This is a genomic window from Melioribacteraceae bacterium (genome assembly GCA_035362835.1).
Taxonomy (GTDB): Bacteria; Bacteroidota; Ignavibacteria; order Ignavibacteriales; family Melioribacteraceae; genus DSXH01.
In genome coordinates this window covers 776,297-792,827 of record DAOSDY010000001.1, presented here as the reverse complement: position 1 = coordinate 792,827, position 16,531 = coordinate 776,297, and the positions used below count along the sequence as shown (strand labels likewise).

20 protein-coding genes are annotated in these 16,531 nt (G+C 39.8%); 19 read left to right on the top strand and 1 reads right to left on the bottom strand.

Annotated elements, in window-relative coordinates:
• The first annotated feature begins 62 nt into the window (after positions 1 to 62).
• Together PLZ15_03340 and arsB are read left to right on the top strand one after the other, a co-directional pair.
• Positions 63 to 506: an arsenate reductase ArsC gene (locus PLZ15_03340; protein HOI28770.1), complete on the top strand. Its 444-nt coding sequence runs from the start codon at positions 63 to 65 to the stop codon at positions 504 to 506.
• Entirely contained in the window at positions 503 to 1,585 is a 1,083-nt protein-coding gene (gene arsB, locus PLZ15_03335) for an ACR3 family arsenite efflux transporter (protein HOI28769.1), read from the top strand. The genes PLZ15_03340 and arsB overlap by 4 nt, the downstream gene beginning before the upstream one ends.
• A gap of 20 nt (positions 1,586 to 1,605) precedes the next feature.
• Here arsB and PLZ15_03330 read toward each other — a convergent pair whose 3' ends face one another.
• On the bottom strand, positions 1,606 to 3,342 hold the full coding sequence (locus tag PLZ15_03330; GenBank protein HOI28768.1) for a sigma 54-interacting transcriptional regulator: 1,737 nt from the start codon (positions 3,340 to 3,342) through the stop codon (positions 1,606 to 1,608).
• Between the two features lie 185 nt (positions 3,343 to 3,527).
• Between PLZ15_03330 and PLZ15_03325 the strand changes: the two genes are divergently transcribed.
• From PLZ15_03325 to PLZ15_03245, 17 genes are all read left to right on the top strand, one after another.
• The gene (locus PLZ15_03325) at positions 3,528 to 4,352 is read left to right on the top strand and encodes an Mrp/NBP35 family ATP-binding protein (protein HOI28767.1); all 825 of its coding nucleotides are present in this window, start codon (positions 3,528 to 3,530) and stop codon (positions 4,350 to 4,352) included.
• Positions 4,353 to 4,384: 32 nt separating this feature from the next.
• A complete protein-coding gene (locus tag PLZ15_03320) occupies positions 4,385 to 5,746 on the top strand; it encodes a tetrathionate reductase family octaheme c-type cytochrome (GenBank protein ID HOI28766.1) in 1,362 nt (453 codons plus the stop codon).
• 33 nt (positions 5,747 to 5,779) lie between these two features.
• Positions 5,780 to 6,226 (top strand): CGGC domain-containing protein, encoded by a 447-nt coding sequence (locus tag PLZ15_03315; GenBank protein ID HOI28765.1) that lies wholly within the window; start codon positions 5,780 to 5,782, stop codon positions 6,224 to 6,226.
• A gap of 21 nt (positions 6,227 to 6,247) precedes the next feature.
• Positions 6,248 to 7,219 (top strand): radical SAM protein, encoded by a 972-nt coding sequence (locus PLZ15_03310; protein HOI28764.1) that lies wholly within the window; start codon positions 6,248 to 6,250, stop codon positions 7,217 to 7,219.
• The gene (locus PLZ15_03305) at positions 7,209 to 7,520 is read left to right on the top strand and encodes an isoamylase early set domain-containing protein (protein ID HOI28763.1); all 312 of its coding nucleotides are present in this window, start codon (positions 7,209 to 7,211) and stop codon (positions 7,518 to 7,520) included. Before PLZ15_03310 ends, PLZ15_03305 begins: the two co-directional genes overlap by 11 nt.
• A gap of 46 nt (positions 7,521 to 7,566) precedes the next feature.
• The gene (locus PLZ15_03300) at positions 7,567 to 7,797 is read left to right on the top strand and encodes a DUF5320 domain-containing protein (GenBank protein HOI28762.1); all 231 of its coding nucleotides are present in this window, start codon (positions 7,567 to 7,569) and stop codon (positions 7,795 to 7,797) included.
• Between the two features lie 8 nt (positions 7,798 to 7,805).
• Positions 7,806 to 8,195, top strand: coding sequence for a NifB/NifX family molybdenum-iron cluster-binding protein (locus tag PLZ15_03295; protein ID HOI28761.1), 390 nt, complete (start codon positions 7,806 to 7,808; stop codon positions 8,193 to 8,195).
• Between the two features lie 32 nt (positions 8,196 to 8,227).
• On the top strand, positions 8,228 to 8,614 hold the full coding sequence (locus PLZ15_03290; GenBank protein ID HOI28760.1) for a NifB/NifX family molybdenum-iron cluster-binding protein: 387 nt from the start codon (positions 8,228 to 8,230) through the stop codon (positions 8,612 to 8,614).
• A gap of 9 nt (positions 8,615 to 8,623) precedes the next feature.
• Entirely contained in the window at positions 8,624 to 9,475 is an 852-nt protein-coding gene (locus PLZ15_03285; GenBank protein ID HOI28759.1) for an ATP-binding protein, read from the top strand.
• Entirely contained in the window at positions 9,465 to 10,346 is an 882-nt protein-coding gene (locus PLZ15_03280; protein HOI28758.1) for an ATP-binding protein, read from the top strand. Before PLZ15_03285 ends, PLZ15_03280 begins: the two co-directional genes overlap by 11 nt.
• A gap of 12 nt (positions 10,347 to 10,358) precedes the next feature.
• The gene (locus PLZ15_03275; protein HOI28757.1) at positions 10,359 to 10,706 is read left to right on the top strand and encodes a NifB/NifX family molybdenum-iron cluster-binding protein; all 348 of its coding nucleotides are present in this window, start codon (positions 10,359 to 10,361) and stop codon (positions 10,704 to 10,706) included.
• A 14-nt stretch (positions 10,707 to 10,720) separates the two neighbouring features.
• Positions 10,721 to 11,164: a DNA starvation/stationary phase protection protein gene (locus PLZ15_03270; protein HOI28756.1), complete on the top strand. Its 444-nt coding sequence runs from the start codon at positions 10,721 to 10,723 to the stop codon at positions 11,162 to 11,164.
• A 141-nt stretch (positions 11,165 to 11,305) separates the two neighbouring features.
• Positions 11,306 to 11,851 carry an arginine decarboxylase, pyruvoyl-dependent gene (locus PLZ15_03265; protein HOI28755.1) on the top strand — a complete coding sequence of 182 codons (546 nt, stop codon included), beginning with the start codon at positions 11,306 to 11,308 and terminating at the stop codon, positions 11,849 to 11,851.
• 41 nt (positions 11,852 to 11,892) lie between these two features.
• On the top strand, positions 11,893 to 12,615 hold the full coding sequence (locus PLZ15_03260) for an MBL fold metallo-hydrolase (GenBank protein ID HOI28754.1): 723 nt from the start codon (positions 11,893 to 11,895) through the stop codon (positions 12,613 to 12,615).
• Between the two features lie 65 nt (positions 12,616 to 12,680).
• Entirely contained in the window at positions 12,681 to 13,520 is an 840-nt protein-coding gene (locus PLZ15_03255) for a putative manganese transporter (GenBank protein ID HOI28753.1), read from the top strand.
• Positions 13,520 to 14,137 carry a class I SAM-dependent methyltransferase gene (locus PLZ15_03250; protein ID HOI28752.1) on the top strand — a complete coding sequence of 206 codons (618 nt, stop codon included), beginning with the start codon at positions 13,520 to 13,522 and terminating at the stop codon, positions 14,135 to 14,137. The genes PLZ15_03255 and PLZ15_03250 overlap by 1 nt, the downstream gene beginning before the upstream one ends.
• Complete coding sequence (locus tag PLZ15_03245; GenBank protein HOI28751.1) at positions 14,127 to 16,499, top strand: TonB-dependent receptor; 2,373 nt, start codon at positions 14,127 to 14,129, stop codon at positions 16,497 to 16,499. The genes PLZ15_03250 and PLZ15_03245 overlap by 11 nt, the downstream gene beginning before the upstream one ends.
• Positions 16,500 to 16,531 lie beyond the last annotated feature (32 nt).

Sequence of the window (16,531 nt, the reverse complement as noted above, 5' to 3'; positions counted from 1 at the left end):
CCGGTACTCAGCCGGGGATTCTATTAATTATCCTTACAACATTTTTATTGAAAGGGTATCTATTGAAAAAGAGAGTCTTAATTCTATGTACAGGAAACAGCTGCCGCAGTCAGATGGCAGAAGGATTCCTGAAATCGTTCGATAATAATCTGGAAGTCTTCTCTGCCGGGACAAAACCCTCGGCTCAAGTTCATCCTAAAGCAATTGTGGTAATGCGTGAAGTTGGTATTGATCTGAGCGAGAACTTTCCGAAACATTCTGACCGGTTTATAAGCGACTCATTCGATTTTGTAATTACTGTTTGCGACAACGCAAAAGAAAGCTGTCCGGTTTTTACAGGCAAAGTTGGTAAACGAGTGCATATCGGTTTCCAAGATCCTGCTGAAGCTGCCGGCAGCGACGAGGAAGTGCTTGAAGTATTTAGATCTGTCAGAGATCAGATAAGGAGAGATTTCTTTCATTTCTACGAAAAGAATCTTTTAGAACAACCCGGGGGATTTGAATGAGCGGATTGGCAAAAAAGCTTTCGTTTCTCGACCGTTATTTAACTCTCTGGATCTTTCTTGCAATGTTCATTGGAGTTTTTTCAGGTTATTTGTTTCCCGGAATAGTCGATTTCTGGAATTCATTCCAGAGCGGAACAACGAACATCCCGATTGCAATCGGATTAATATTGATGATGTATCCTCCGCTTGCCAAGGTAAAATATGAAGAACTGGGAGATGTTTTCAGAAACGTTAAAATACTTTCACTATCGCTTATTCAGAACTGGGTTATCGGACCGGTTCTTATGTTTGTTCTTGCCGTAGTCTTTCTCCCAGATTATCCCGAATATATGGCCGGACTGATTATGATCGGTCTCGCGAGATGCATTGCTATGGTAATAGTCTGGAATGAACTGGCAAAAGGTGATACGGAGTACGCAGCGGGACTCGTTGCATTCAACTCGATATTTCAGGTTCTATTCTTCTCAGTGTACGCTTATGTATTTTTAACGGTTTTCCCTTCGTGGCTCGGACTTCAGACATTCGCTGTCGACATAACAATTGGACAGATAGCAGAATCGGTATTCATCTATCTCGGTATTCCGTTCATAGCCGGAATGATAACGCGTTTTGTAATGCTGAAACTGAAGAGTAAAGAATGGTACGAGAAGAAATTCATCCCTAAGATTTCTCCGATAACATTGATTGCATTGCTATTCACTATAGTTGTCATGTTCTCTCTCAAAGGAGAATACATTGTAAAGATTCCACTTGATGTCGTAAGAATTGCCATTCCCCTTCTTCTCTACTTTGTTATAATGTTTCTTGTATCCTTCTATATGGGAAAAAAGATCGGTGCGGATTATTCAAAAACGGCAACACTTTCATTTACAGCCGCAAGCAATAACTTCGAGCTGGCAATTGCAGTTGCTATTGCGGTGTTCGGTATAAACAGCGGGGAGGCGTTTGCCGCTGTAATTGGTCCTTTGGTTGAAGTACCGGTACTGATTGCACTTGTAAATGTGGCACTCTGGTTTCAGAAAAAATATTTCGGAAAAGTTGAAGAGGGAACAGTAAAATCCCCCGATGTTTGCTTGTAATTATATGGGTGAAGGGGTATTTATTTATCGCTGATATTATACCTTTTCATTTTCCGCCAGAGTGTGGAAGAATCAATTTTTAATTCCACTGCGGTTTTACTCTTATTCCATTTATTCCTATTCAGTGCGGAGAGTATTAATTCTCTCTCGGCATCCTTAAGATCTTTTACCTTATAAGCTCCGGTATGATTCGAAATGTCGGAGCCTGAATTTTTAATTCTTTTCGGAAGGTCTTCAATTTGAATCATCTCTCCGCGGCACAGAACGAAACAGTGTTCAATCACATTTTCAAGCTCACGTATATTACCCGGCCAGCGGTATTCCATAAGTACGTCGTACGCATCCGGTGAGAAACCTTTAATCTTTTTGCCGAAATGGAGATTGAAAGTATCTATAAAATGATTTACGAGAAGAGGGAAATCATCCATCCTTTCTCTTAATGGGGGGAGGTGAATATTGATTACATTAATTCTGTAAAAGAGATCTTCTCTGAAACGACCCGCTGTAATTTCGTCTGTCAGACATTTGTTGGTGGCCGCAATTATTCTGGTCTCCATTTTAAGAGTTTTATTCCCTCCAACTCTTTCAAACTCGCCTGTTTCAAGAACCCTGAGCAGTTTTGTCTGAACCGTTGTAGAAAGATCACCGATCTCATCGAGGAACAGGGTCCCGCCCTGCGAAAGCTCGAACCGTCCGATCTTTGTCTTTACCGCGCCTGTGAATGCCCCTTTTTCATGACCAAATAATTCACTCTCTATAAGTGTCTCTACAAAAGCGCTGCAGTTCACAGTAATAAAAGGTCCCGACTTTCTCGAACTGTTCAAGTGTACTGCTCGCGCAGCAAGTTCCTTTCCGACACCGCTTTCACCAGTAATCAGAACCGTGCTGTTCGTCTGCGAAACACTTTCGAGAGTGTCGATTACACTTCTCAGTTCTTTACTTTTACCGACGATCTTTTCGTAGCTGTATTTTTCTGTAAGGTGCTGGGAAAGATTTTTTATTTCCGAGATATCAATAAATGTTTCAACCGCGCCGATCTTCTCCTTTTTGTTGTTAATCAGAATTGCAGAGTTTACCCTGATCGGAATTTTTCGCCCGTTCTTGTTAATTATTTCCAGTTCGTTGCCGATAGTTGATTTTCCTTTTATCATCGTTTCTTCCATGTGGCATCCGTTGCGGCATAATGACGAGCTGAATATTTCCCAGCATTTCTTTCCTATTGCTTCCGACCGTTTGTATCCCGTTATCTTTTCAGCAGAGAGATTGAATGAGGTTACATTCCAGTCGTGATCTATTGTAAAAGTCCCTTCAATATTGCTGTTGAATATTGCGTCCAGTTTATTCTTCTGGTCAATCAACTCGTCGGTTCTCGATTCCAGTTCGGAAGTAAGCGTGAGCATCTCTCTTGTATCCCTGAATACAAAGACGGCACTCAAAACTTTTCCTTCTTTTACAATTGGAGTAATGGAGGTAAGTAGATTTTTTGTACTCCCGTTTTTGTGAGTGATGGTGACAGATAGATTTGTAAATGTTCTGTTCTCAGAAATCGCCTCGGTTATAAATTTCTTATCGGTATCCGAATTCGCAAAGAGGATTTTAAATTCTTGACCGATAATTTCATTCTCTTCATAACCTGTTATTCTAGAAGCGGCTTCATTATAAACGATAATTTTATAATCCTTCCCGATTACGGCTATGCCGTCGGGAATTATCATTGCTTCTCTATTCCGGTCGATTATATTTTTTACTTCGGACATAATTTCCTCATAAATCCTCCTCAATTATAGTTAAAAACTTTGCAAAACCGCAATGCACGCAAAGGTATATTGCGTTAATGCAATTCAGTGCAATAGTAAACTAAAGAAAATAGAACAAAATAAAAGAATTTGTTCTGGTCTGATTATTGGCTCTGATAGAGGACTAACATAATTCCGGGGAATGGATGAACGATAATGAAAAGAAAAAACTCTTTGATGAGGAAGAAAGAAAGATCAAATCAACTGTCGCAAAGATTAAACACAGAATCGCAGTCTTCAGTGGTAAAGGCGGAGTTGGAAAAACTACAGTAAGTGTAAACCTGGCATATGCACTTCTGAATGAAGGATTAAGTACGGGAATTCTTGATGCCGATATTACTGGTCCGAACGTAGCTAAAATGCTCGGTATTAAAAGTGAACTGGTTATACTCGACGAAAAGATAATTCCGTTTGAGAAGTACGGAGCTAAAGTAATTTCAATGGCAAGCCTGCTTAAGGATGGACAGGCTTTGATTTGGCGGGGACCGATGCGTTCAAAAATAATTAATCAGTTTCTTGCCGATGTTGAATGGAATGAACTTGATTTTATGATTGCCGATCTCCCTCCAGGTACAGGTGATGAAATTTTAACAATTGCACAGGAGATGAAACCGGATTATGCGGTTGTAGTTACTACTCCTCAGGAAGTCTCGGTAATAGATGCCGAGCGGGCGGTTAATATGGCAAAACAATTACAGATCCCGGCAATCGGGATCGTCGAAAATATGGCCGGATTGGTCTGCCCGCATTGCAGTGCGGTAATCGAACTATTTGGATCCGGCGGCGGTCGCCGGCTGGCAGGAGAAACAGGAACTCAGTTTTTAGGTTCTATACCTATCGATATCGATGCAAGGATCCTGAGCGATAAAGGAATACCGGTAATACTCGAAAAACCCGGTTGTGAAGTATCGGATGCTTTCAGAGATATCGCAGGATTAATTCATAAAAGTTACCCGGTGGAGGTAACGTAAAAAATATTTTCTAATATTCTTAGGGAGGTATTTTGGTCAAGAAAATCATTTTCACATCAATCCTTATTGCTACTTCGGTTTTTAGTCAGTCACATAAAGAATATATCCAGGGTCCGTTTGAAAAACCACAGGATGTAACAAAGGAGTGTTTAACCTGCCACGAAAGTGCCGCTAAAGAAGTTATGACTACAAATCACTGGACGTGGCTAGACGAAGAGTTCGATGATCAATCGGGCAGTAAAAAACGCTTCGGTAAGAAGAACATTATAAACAATTTCTGTCTTGCAGTACCCTCTAATTATCCGAGATGTACAAGCTGTCATACCGGATACGGCTGGAAGGATTCCTCGTTCGATTTCAGCAATGAAGAAAATGTCGATTGCCTTGTTTGTCATGAACAATCCGGCACTTACAAAAAAACTCCGGCGGCAGCCGGAATGCCTGATTCTAAAGTTGATCTTCTCGTATCGGCTCAGAGCGTTGGAAAGAGTACCAGAAAAAATTGCGGCATCTGTCATTTCGATGGCGGCGGCGGAATAGGTGTTAAACATGGTGATCTGGACGATAGTCTATATGAACCAACCCCGGAAATTGATATCCATATGGGAAAGATCGGTTTTCAATGCATCGAATGTCATACAACCAAACAGCATAAAATATTGGGTGCGAGCCACGGTTCAATGGCAGCGGGTAAAAATCACGTCTATTGCACCGACTGTCACAGTGGTGAAATCCATAAGTACAAATTAATTGATAAGCATGCGGGTTCGGTTGCATGCGAAACCTGTCATATTCCTGAATTCGCAAGAGTTGAGCCGACAAAAGTATGGTGGGATTGGTCGAAAGCGGGTGAAGAAAGAACTGATGTAAAAGATCAGTTCGGCATGGAAACTTATAGCAAGATGAAAGGTGAATTCAAATGGGATAAAAATGTTATCCCCACTTACAAATGGTATAACGGAAGTGCTTCATACTATACAATGGGTGATAAGATTGATCCATCAAAAGTTGTGATGCTTAACTCCCTCAACGGGGATATTAAAGATTCCAAAGCCAAAATTGCTCCTTTCAAAGTAATGAGGGGAAAACAGATTTATGACTCGCAGAATAACTATCTAATAGTTCCCCGACTTTTTGGCGAAGGAGGTTACTGGCAGAAATATGATTGGAATCCGGCTTCTGAAATCGGAATGAAAGAAGTAAATATTCCTTATTCAGGCAAGTATGACTTTATTGAAACTGAAATGTACTGGCCGATTAATCATATGGTAGCTCCTAAAGAGGAAGCTCTTAAATGCAATGACTGCCACAACAGCAAAGGAAGAATGGATTGGAAATCACTCGGATATTCCGGCGATCCAAGGAAAGTCAAAGGAAGAAAAATTGTTAATTAAAAATAATTCCTGAAGAAAATTAAGGGTGATCAGATGGAGAATAAAGTAAAAATCGGAATAATTATTTGCGACAGATACTCAACCTGTGCAGGAGGAAAATGTTTCAGATCGATCAGTGAAAGAAAAGGCGCTTTTGATATTTATAAGGATAGCGAAGTTGAACTTGTCGGTTTTACTACGTGCGGCGGGTGTCCAGGCGGAAATATTGAGTATGCACCTGAAGAGATGAAAAAGAACGGCGCGGAAGTTATTCATTTCGCTACCGGAATGGTCGTCGGTTATCCACCCTGTCCTTATGTAGACCACTTTAAAAGATTTATTGAAGATAAGTACAAAATGAAAGTTGTCGTAGGAACGCATCCAATTCCGGAAAAATATTTTATAACACATTCGAATCTGGATACATGGAATACGGACGAATGGAAAAAATTAATTGAACCGACAATAAAAGAACGGGAAGTAAGATTGTCGTATGATTAGTAAACCTGTTAGAGTGAATGAATGATTGTTTTCGGACCCATACCGTCGCGCAGGCTAGGCAGAAGTCTCGGAATTAATAATATTCCGCCGAAAGTCTGCAGCTATTCCTGTATCTACTGTCAGGTTGGAAAGACTGATTCGATGTCAGTAAGAAGAGATAAGTTTTTTACAACTGAGGAGATATATGATCAGGTTGCCGAAAAATTATCTCATTTAAAGAAAACAGGTGAAAAGGTTGATTACCTGACTTTTGTACCTGACGGGGAACCGACTCTAGATATCAACTTAGGAAATACGATTGAACGATTAAAAAAATTCGGATTAAAAATTGCCGTAATTACTAATTCATCATTACTCTGTGAAGGGGATGTCCGTAACGATTTGCTGGGTGCTGATTGGGTCTCGGTAAAAATCGACTCGGTATATGAAGACATCTGGAAAAAGATAAACAGACCTCACGGAACTCTGATTCTTAAAAATATTCTGGAAGGGATCCGGGAGTTCGCAAATGTTTTTAAAAATGAATTAGTAACAGAAACCATGTTGGTAAAAGGAGTAAACGATTTCGTAGAATCCCTTTATAAAACGGCACAACTGATAAGCGGAATTAAACCTGCAAAAGCATTTATACTTACACCCACGCGGCCACCGGCAGAAAAAAATGTAAATCCAACTTCTGAAGAAAAACTGAATGATGCTTTTCAAATCTACAGCAGTATGATCCCCAATGTTGAACTAATAACTTATTATGAAGGAATTAACTTCAGCTATGCATCGAACCTCTCCGGGGAATTGTTGAGCATACTATCAGTTCACCCGATGAGAAAAGACGCTGTAGAGGAATTCTTATTTAAAGCAAAATCTGATTGGGAACTGATTGATGATCTGGTTGAGAAGAGACTCCTTGTGGAAGTTAAATATTCAAACTCCATATACTATCTAAGGAATCTAAAAAAAATCAATGAAGAAGAGGAGGTACAAAATGGCAATTGAGAAAAAGTATTCCAGGGATAAAAAATTATGTCAGGTTGTTTTTACGCTCCCGGCTGAAATCTCCCTGAATTTCGATGATATATGCGTAGTTGGCGACTTTAACGATTGGGACTCGCATAAAAACAAATTTACGCATAGGATGAGCAATGGATCTATTTCAGCGGAAATAGTTCTTGAAACCGGGCGCGAATATTGTTTTAAGTATTTATGCAACGGTGTTATCTGGCTGAATGAACCGGCTGCAGATAAGCAAGTTACATCTCCGTTTGGAGATTCGAAAAACTCGGTAATAGAAATTTAGTTGTATTTATTTCATCAATTATAAATAGAAATCATAGGAGGTTATAATGCCTGGTTTTGATAGAACAGGTCCGGCCGGTAGCGGCCCTTTAACAGGAAGAAAAAGAGGACGCTGCCGTGATAACGAAAATAGAGCTGAATCAATTTCTGAAAAAAGTCAGGAGATCCTTGGAGTAGGACGGGGCGGTAGAGCCCGTGGAAGCGGTAAAGGAAATTGTTTTGGAGGCAGGAATAGAAAAAATAGAGGCCGTAATTCAGCGAACCGGAATAGTGAATAAAATTTTTTATGACAATTGCCCTTGCATTGGAAAAGGTAGGGAATAATTCCATCGTCTCGGATCTGTTCGGAAGGTGCGGATTCTTCATGCTGTATGATGATTCGAATCATACCAGGAATCTATTTCCGAATCCTTTCACATCTGAACTCGGCGGTGCAGGAATAAGGACAGCACAATATTTAATCGAAAAGAATATCGACGCGGTTATTGTTAGACAGATCGGACGTAATCCGCTCAGGTTTTTTCTGTCCGCGAATATTAAAGTATATCAGACTACTGAAAACGATGTTGAGAAGGTAATTCAACTTTTAAATGAAGGGCGGTTGGAAGTTTTCGATCAATCCGTCTTTTCCTTCAAATCCGGGAGAAAACGGTTCAGATCGGGTAGAGAATGTTAAAATCCAGAAGTGTAATAAATTAAAGGAGAAATATGAATCAGAGAATAGCTGTTGCAATTGAAGAATATAATAAGCAGGAACGGGTTGCAGAACATTTCGGAAGGTGTTCAAAATTCAATGTGTGTGAACTCGATAATGAAAAAAGAATATTAAAAACCGAAATCTATTTCAATCCGCTTGCGGGCGAACACGGCGGTTCCTGTCAGTTGCCAGGATATGTAAAGCAGTTTAATGTGGATACAATTATTGCCGGCGGAATGGGACAGAAAGCAGTGTCCAATTTTCTTTCATTCGGTATAAATGTAATTACGGCACCGGGGCTCCTTTACGAAGAGGCGATCCACCGTTTTCTCCAGGGAAAATTGTTGGGATACGAAGCTTGTAAACATCACCATGATCACGACCATAATTGTAATTAGAGAGGAAAGGTGATTATATCCGTAGCATCTGGTAAAGGGGGTACTGGCAAAACAACTGTGGCCGCCGGACTGGCCTCTATTATTAAGGATTCCGTCTATTTGGATTGCGATGTTGAAGAACCAAACGGACATCTCCTGTTGAATCCTGAAATTGTTTCCGTTGAAAGTTCTGTAAAACTCCTGCCGGAAATTGATTACAATATCTGCACGTTTTGCGGTGCCTGTGTAGATGTATGCGAATTCAATGCCCTTGTAAATCTGAAATTTGAAATCGTACTTTTTGAGGAAATGTGTCATTCCTGCGGTGCTTGCGGTTTTTTCTGCCCTTCTCATGCAATTAGTGAAAGGGAAAAGGAGATCGGAATTGTTAGAACCGGAAAATACTCCGACGGGAATATTTATACCGGCGGAATTTTAAATATTGGAGAAGTCACTGCAGTTCCATTGATTTCTGAAGTAAAGAAAAAAATCGATCCTGCGAAAACCAGCATTATCGATTCGCCACCGGGTACTTCCTGCTCTATGGTCGATGCCGTTAAAAACTCTGACTATTGTATTCTTGTTACGGAATCATCTCCTTTCGGTCTTAGTGATCTTAAGCTTGCTGTTGAGGTGTTGCGGACTCTTGGAATTCCCTTCGGAGTTGTAATCAATAAATATAATTCCGCATTTACAGAAACTGAAAAATATTTGAAAGAAAGTAATATAGATCTCCTTCTTAAAATTATATTCGATAGGAAATATGCCGAGGCATATTCAACGGGATGCTTACCCTCCGAGCGGTTTCCGGAACTAAAAAAAGATTTTATTTCTCTCTATAAAAGGATTGTTGAAATATCGGAAGAAGTTGATGCCGGATAAAGAATTCAAACAGATAGTGATTTTAAGCGGTAAAGGCGGAACAGGAAAGACTACAATAACTGCGGGCCTGGCCGGTTTAATTGATTCAAAAGTAGTTATTGATTGCGACGTAGATGCCGCTAATCTTCATCTTGTTCTGCGTCCGGAGGTTGTAAATAGTTATAATTATTATGGAGGGAAAAAAGCGGCAATTGATTCCATACTTTGTACTCAATGCGGAAAGTGTGTAAACGCCTGCCGGTTTGATGCGATAAAAGATTTTAAAGTCGATCCGTTGAGCTGTGAAGGTTGCGGATTCTGTTACCGTATGTGCCCGGAAAATGCAATCAGATTTGAGCCGGTTTTGTCCGGAACATATTTCGAATGTAACCTGCCTGATAAGTCAAAATTTTATTATGCTAGACTAACTCCGGGTGAAGGAAATTCCGGCAAATTAGTTTCGGAAATAAAAAAAAGAGCTCTGAAGAATATGAGTTACGGAACTGAATGGGTGATTATAGATGGTCCTCCCGGAATCGGCTGCCCGGTAAATGCAAGCTTATCTGCGGCGGATTATGCGGTTATTGTAACAGAGCCCACATTGTCCGGTCTTCACGATCTAAAACGGCTCGTCGAACTTTTAGGTACTTTTAAAATTCCTTCCGGTATCATAATAAACAAGTATGATCTTAATGAAAACATCACCTCGCGAATTTTCAAATATGCGGAAAGTTTAAATATACCGGTTCTCGGATCTATTCCTTTCAATCAACTCTTTGTAGAATATTTAATTCACGGGAAAAATCTCATTGAAGAAAATGAAAAAATACACAGAGAGTTTCTGTCAATCTTGAAAAAAATTGAGATACAGTTTTCAATATATGTTAATTAATTAGAGGTGAATATGAATGAGAATAAAAATACGGCACAAGGTAAGATTGCGGTTACTGCAACCGGCGGTTCAATGGATGCGCTCGTAAGCGAACAGTTCGGAAGATGTCCGTATTTCATCATCGTAGATCCTGAGACAATGAAGTTCGAAGCGGTATCGAATCTCGGGGAACAAATGCAGAGTGGTGCCGGACCAAAAGCCGCTTCTCTTATAATCAGTAAAGGCGTTCAGGTATTAATCACAGGTCATGTTGGTGATAAAGCCGAGGAAGCCCTTAATAAAGGGGGCATAACAATTGTTCCCGGATACAAAGGAAGTATGAAAGTAAAAGAAGCGGTTAATAATTATTTATCTAATTAAAAAAGGAGAAAGAAATGAAGAATAATGCTTTACTTGAACTGCTAAACAAAAACCTGGCGAACATCCAGTTGCTCTATGTAAAACTTCACAACTACCACTGGAATGTAAAAGGAATTAATTTCAAGTCGATACATGAAATGACAGAAGGATATTATGACTACTTTGCTGAACAATATGATGAGATTGCAGAAAGGATAATTCAGCTTGGAGGAAAACCTCTTTCAACTATGCAGGATTACCTTAAAGCAGCCGCATTGAAGGAAGAAAACAGGAACGACTTCGACGGTAAGACGGTGTTGAGTTCCGTTCTTTCCGATTTCGAATTAATGAATGAAGAATTCAAATCAATTTCGAAATTGGCCGGAGAAAATAATGATGCTCCAACAACAGGTATTGCGGATGATAACGTAGCATGGATTGAAAAACAGATCTGGATGCTCAAGGTAAGCCTGACTTAAAAAATCAATTAAGGTTCCATCAGAAATATTTCAATTCGATCCCGTTAAGAGCGGGATCGAAAACTAAATATAAGTTTCGGAGATCTTTTCTTCTTAAGGTGGAATTCAATATTTATTAATCCAAATACATGAGGTGAGAAATTGTACGTACCGACTAAAATATTTTTCACAAAAGGTGTGGGAAGACATAAAGATTATCTCTCTTCCTTCGAAGCCGCACTCAGAAATGCAGGCATTGAGAAATGTAATCTGGTTATGGTAAGTAGCATTTATCCTCCCGGTTGCAGGCGAATTACAAAACAGGATGGGCTTAGAGAAATAGGTGCCGGACAGATTACATTTGCCGTTATGGCGCGAAATTCTACTAACGAACCGAATCGTTTGATCGCATCGTCCATTGGAGTTGCAATTCCAACCAATGGCAAACAGTACGGATACTTATCGGAATACCACCCGTATGGTGTCAAAGAAAGAATTGCCGGTGATTATGCCGAAGATCTTGCAGCCCAGATGCTTGCAACCACTCTGGGAGTTGAATTCGACTCTGAGACCGACTGGAATGAAAGAGAACAGGTTTTTAAAATGTCCGGTAAGTTTGTAAAAACTTTTAATGTAACACAGACAGCCGAAGGAGATAAAAAGGGATTGTGGACTACAGTTATTTCCGCAGCGATTCTTTTACCATGAAGTAATAAATATTTATTAGGAAATTATTCTGGTTACAGGATATGATCAAAAATCTTGAATTGACCGTGGTGTACGATAATAATCCGATGTTAGGCGGATTAGAACAGGATTGGGGTTTCTCTTGTTATATCGATACCGGATTAAATAAAATACTTTTTGATACCGGAGATAACGGTAATATTCTTTTATCGAATATGAATAAGCTCGGGATCGATCCCATATCTATCGATACTCTTTTCCTTTCACATTTTCATCATGATCATACAGGCGGATTGAAGAATTTTCTTGATCATAATTCCAGGGTAAATGTTTTTTATCCGGAATCTTTTCCGGAGGAACTGACTGAATTGATTAGGAAATCAGGGGCGGGTCTCAAACCTGTTTCGGTAATTACTGAAGTGTTTCCGGATTTCTATACACTAGGTGAAATAATCGGTCCCATTTCAGAGCAGGCAATCGCAATACGTTCTACGAGCGGTATTGTGGTTATTACAGGCTGTGCTCACCCCGGCATTCTTAATATTCTGCAGGTTGTCAGGAATTATTTCCCGGATGAAGCAATATATCTTGTCCTGGGAGGATTTCATCTCTTCAGATTAAACGAAGATGAAATCACCGATGTAGTCGGAAAACTATTTGAAATGGATATACTAACTGTTGCACCGACTCATTGTACAGGGGATAAAGCCCGCGGAATTTTTCAGGATGTATTCGGAAGTGATCTTGTAAAAGCCGGAACAGGAAAGAAATTTATTATTGATTGAATAAGAGTCGATTTACTATTACCGGCATCTAACTATGTTATATTATTAAATGCCTCGAGTTGATTATGGAATTATTGTTTAGCGTATTTAAAGAATCCCTAAAGGTTACCGCCTTTGTCCTTATAATGATGGTCGTGGTCGATATTATTAATGTTAAGACCAGAGGTAAATTAGTTCAGATTCTTCAGACAGGAAACAGATGGAAGCAATACATTGTTTCCTCACTTTTAGGTGCCGCACCCGGGTGCCTCGGATCGTTTGCCGGAGTTTCTCTTTATATCCACGGAATGATTAGTTTCGGCGCTCTTACAGGTATGATGCTTGCAACCGCAGGTGATGAACAGTTTGTAATGCTTGCTATGTTTCCCGATACCGCCCTTCTTTTGTTCGGAATTCTATTTGTCCTGGGTGTCTTTGCGGGTTTATTCACGGATTTCCTTGTAAAAAAATTCAACATAAAAACATGTACGGACTGCGAGTTTAAACAATATCATCCCGGGCACGAGGGGTACAGGCATTACTTTAAGGATCATATCTGGAAACATATAATTAAAGGCCATCTTGTAAAAATATTTCTTTGGACTTTTGGGGCCCTTCTTTCAGTTGAGTACGCAATTAATCTTGTTGATCTGAAAAGTATAACATCTGAATACACTTTTGTGATTCTCATTCTTGCCGCTCTTATAGGGATTCTTCCGGAATCGGGTCCCCATCTTATTTTTGTAATGCTCTTTTCCAAAGGGCTTATTCCGTTCTCGGTTTTATTTGCCAGTTCAATAGTTCAGGATGGTCATGGAATGCTTCCTATGCTTTCTTATTCGGTTAAAGACTCAATAAAAATTAAACTATTCAACATGACGTTCGGACTGATCCTTGGTCTGCTAATCTATTTACTGGGGTACTAATGAGGGATTTCAAAAGAATTCATAAATCGGAAAGTGATTTAATACTTGAGGAGTTAGGTTACAGTCTGATAGATGAATACGTTGAATTTATAAACGCTGCCGGATTGAATAAGAACCGGATTATATTCGATGTTGCAACAGGAACAGGAAGAGCTGTTTCAATTTTATCGAGATCCGGATTCAATGTTGTAACTGGTGACTCCAGCCTCGAATTGATAAGTGAAGCCCGCAGCAGAATTTCAGAGTCATTTCTTACCCGAGTTACTTTTATTAAATTGAACCTCGAAAAAATTCCTTTTGCGCAGAGTTCTTTTGGAAATATTGTTTGTATGAATACAATTCACGAGCTTGATAATCCGGAAACCTGTCTTAATCAATTATCCCGTCTCCGCTCACCTGAAGGAACATTTATTCTGGCAGATTTCAACGAAAGAGGTTTTGATATTATGGACAGAGTACATATGGTTAAATCCGGAAAACTTCACAGGCGCGGATCCCTTTCACCGGAGCAATTGCGGAATTTTGTTTATGACAATTTTTCTGATATCACAGAGATTAAAATGAAATTGAATACCGGCTACATTATTCGGGGGAGAAAAAAGCAGAATGAAATTTAGGATTCTTTTACTATTGATTTTTCAGTTTTATTCTTTAATATATGCACAGGAAGCAGGTTTAAGAGGAACGATAATAGATTCTAAAAGCGGATTACCTGTTCAGGGAGCGGTTGTCTATATTCCCAATTATCCTGTTGCCTATTCTAATAATGACGGATATTATTCAATCAAATTTCTGCCCGCGGGTAAATATCAGGTAAAAGTATCCAGGCTCGGTTATCTGCCCGTAACCGATTCGGTGTTGATTCGTAGCGAAGTTGTGTCAAAGGATTTTTACATGGAATCCTCACCGGTAGAACTCGATGAAGTGATTGTAAGTACCGACAGAACCGATAAATTTCTGCGCAACTCTCCTTATTCGGAATTGCTTCTGGGAAAGGATGCAATTCAGAATAAGCCATTTCAAACTCTTCCGGATATTTTAAAAGAAGAACCTGGAATCTCACTTATGCGCGACGGTATCTGGGGAACAGAAATCAGTATCCGCGGATTGAACCGCGACAATCTTGTTACACTCGTAGATGGAAACAGGATTGCAACATCAACAGATATTGCTGCCCGGCTTTCGCTATTTAACACTAACGACATCGAGAGGATTGAAATAATTAAAGGAGCATCATCGGCTCTATACGGTTCCGGCGCCACCGGTGGAATTGTTAATATAATTACCCGCTCACCCGGACTTTATGATGAACTTGGTTTTAACGGCAACATTGCCGCAGGGTTTAATTCGGTTAATAATTTGTCAGCTGTATCGGGTTTGATTACCGGAGGAAGCTCTTTCTGGTCTTCAAAATTATCTGCTTCTTACAGGAAAGCAGGGAACACACAAACACCCGCGGGGGAACTTCAAAACAGCCAGTTCGAAGATTATAGTCTAGCGGCGGGATTAAATCTCTTTCCGTTCCAGAATCACCTTTTAAAATTTGATTATCAATTATTCAGGGCAAATGACGTTGGCATCCCCGGCGCTTCGATCTTTCCCGTGAATGCTGAAGTTCGTTACCCGGATGAAAAAAGAGAATTGATTTCTGCGGGGTATGAAATACAGAATATTTCAAAATCTTTTTATAAGCTTTCCGTGAAATTTTCCCGGCAGTTGATTGAAAGAAACGTGGAGAATATTCCGTATACGGTTCAGAATATTCCGGCATCGGGTACAAATCCCGCAAGGCGCGTAAGCGTTTTAAAAATTCTCCCGGGCGCAGATCATAATAACAATAATCTGCAGCTTCACGGAAATTTTCTCCTTACTGACGATAACAACCTTGTTACGGGTATAGACTACTGGGATAGAACTTATAACGGAAGGCGCGAGAAGCACCAGCTTATTGAAGTTTTAAATCCGCAGGGGAATCTGGTCTCTTCAGTAAATAAAATTATCGGCGAAAAACCGCTGCCGGATTCTAAGTATAAAAGTTTGGGAATATTTGCCCAGGATAATGCTCAATTCTTTAATGGCAGATTGCAGCTTACTGCGGGTTTGCGTTACGATAGAATCTTTATAGAGGGGGAGACAACTTATAATCCTGTCTACGAAATTACCAACGGAGTTGTGAATTATTCTCCTGCATCTCAGACAATAATCTGGAACAGGACAGAAGCTGTTGAAAATTCCTATAGTGCTAACATAGGATTGAAATACTCTCTTAATCCGGATTTTGATCTTACATTGTCCACTGGTCTCTCATTCCGTTCTCCGTCACTCGAGGAGCGGTTTCAATTTATTGATCAGGGAAGTTTTGTGCGTGTTGGCAATCCTTATTTGAATCCGGAAACAGGGAAATCGGTCGATCTTGGCCTCCGTTATTATTCGCTGAAATTAAAAATAGTATCGAGTATTTTCTTCAATTATTTCGATAATCTTGTTTCAGAAATACCCGGTCTTTTCGATGGAAGGAATGCTTTTATTAAAACCAATATAGGCAAAGCCAGATTATACGGATTTGATTTCCGTGCTGATTATAATTTCTATTCCGATCATCTTTTCTACTTTATCTCTTCATTTGTAAAAGGTGATGATATTTCCTCCGGAGGAGATCTTCCAGAAATTCCGCCTCTGAACGGAAGCGCGGGTATTAAATTCTCTTATAGCAGTAAACTCAGCATTGTTATCTCATCGGATTATAGTTTTGGACAGAATAGCGTTGCTGAAGGTGAAAGATCAACAGCGGGCTATGCACTACTCAACCTTTCCGTAAATTCCGGTGTCTTTGATTTATTCGGCTCCGGAATCAGAATTAATGCCGGTGTGGAGAATATCTTTAATAAAGAATACAGAAACCATCTCTCAACCATAAGAGGGAATTTGATATTTGAGCCAGGACGGAATTTCTTTGTTAAATTAATCGCGGATTTTTGATTAATTTTGTTCTGATTTTTTACCACTAATCC

Bases quoted from the DNA above. Each gene is read 5' to 3' on its own strand.
- arsB (HOI28769.1), top strand. From the start codon at position 503: ATGAGCGGATTGGCAAAAAAGCTTTCGTTTCTCGACCGTTATTTAACT.
- PLZ15_03255 (HOI28753.1), top strand. From the start codon at position 12,681: ATGGAATTATTGTTTAGCGTATTTAAAGAATCCCTAAAGGTTACCGCC.
- PLZ15_03260 (HOI28754.1), top strand. From the start codon at position 11,893: ATGATCAAAAATCTTGAATTGACCGTGGTGTACGATAATAATCCGATG.
- PLZ15_03310 (HOI28764.1), top strand. From the start codon at position 6,248: ATGATTGTTTTCGGACCCATACCGTCGCGCAGGCTAGGCAGAAGTCTC.
- PLZ15_03275 (HOI28757.1), top strand. From the start codon at position 10,359: ATGAATGAGAATAAAAATACGGCACAAGGTAAGATTGCGGTTACTGCA.
- PLZ15_03250 (HOI28752.1), top strand. From the start codon at position 13,520: ATGAGGGATTTCAAAAGAATTCATAAATCGGAAAGTGATTTAATACTT.
- PLZ15_03245 (HOI28751.1), top strand. From the start codon at position 14,127: ATGAAATTTAGGATTCTTTTACTATTGATTTTTCAGTTTTATTCTTTA.
- PLZ15_03315 (HOI28765.1), top strand. From the start codon at position 5,780: ATGGAGAATAAAGTAAAAATCGGAATAATTATTTGCGACAGATACTCA.
- PLZ15_03325 (HOI28767.1), top strand. From the start codon at position 3,528: ATGAACGATAATGAAAAGAAAAAACTCTTTGATGAGGAAGAAAGAAAG.
- PLZ15_03305 (HOI28763.1), top strand. From the start codon at position 7,209: ATGGCAATTGAGAAAAAGTATTCCAGGGATAAAAAATTATGTCAGGTT.
- PLZ15_03330 (HOI28768.1), bottom strand. From the start codon at position 3,342: ATGTCCGAAGTAAAAAATATAATCGACCGGAATAGAGAAGCAATGATA.
- PLZ15_03300 (HOI28762.1), top strand. From the start codon at position 7,567: ATGCCTGGTTTTGATAGAACAGGTCCGGCCGGTAGCGGCCCTTTAACA.
- PLZ15_03270 (HOI28756.1), top strand. From the start codon at position 10,721: ATGAAGAATAATGCTTTACTTGAACTGCTAAACAAAAACCTGGCGAAC.
- PLZ15_03290 (HOI28760.1), top strand. From the start codon at position 8,228: ATGAATCAGAGAATAGCTGTTGCAATTGAAGAATATAATAAGCAGGAA.
- PLZ15_03295 (HOI28761.1), top strand. From the start codon at position 7,806: ATGACAATTGCCCTTGCATTGGAAAAGGTAGGGAATAATTCCATCGTC.
- PLZ15_03280 (HOI28758.1), top strand. From the start codon at position 9,465: ATGCCGGATAAAGAATTCAAACAGATAGTGATTTTAAGCGGTAAAGGC.